This window comes from Corynebacterium sp. UMB6689 (genome assembly GCF_030215295.1).
Lineage (GTDB): Bacteria > Actinomycetota > Actinomycetes > Mycobacteriales > Mycobacteriaceae > Corynebacterium > Corynebacterium aurimucosum.
The window spans coordinates 1-317 of sequence record NZ_JASOLS010000108.1; the positions used below are offsets into that span (position 1 = coordinate 1).

Genomic DNA, 317 nt, shown 5'->3' on the forward strand with positions numbered 1-317 from the left:
AGGCGGATATCGTCGTCGCCCTCATGCATGCCAATAATGCGGTAGCGGCAACGCTCGGAAGCGATGTGGACGCCGTCGTCGCAGGTCATACGCACCTCACCGTGGATAGCGTGACCACGCCTTCGGGCGCACCGGTTCTGGAAGTGGGCGAATACGGGCGCATGTACGGCCGTTACACTTTTGTGTACGACGCCGCAGCTAAGAAGCTCGTGAGTGCTCAGGCCGCCAATATTGCGATTGACTACAAGAACCCCGAGGTCCCCAAGTCAGCCGATATCGACAAGATGTACCAGGCTGCCGAAGTGAAAGCCAAGGAA

General features: G+C 58.4%; 1 pseudogene. It reads left to right on the forward strand.

Annotation, left to right across the window (positions count from 1 at the left end):
* Positions 1-317, forward strand: a pseudogene (locus QP363_RS12860) (hypothetical protein); the annotation flags it as partial.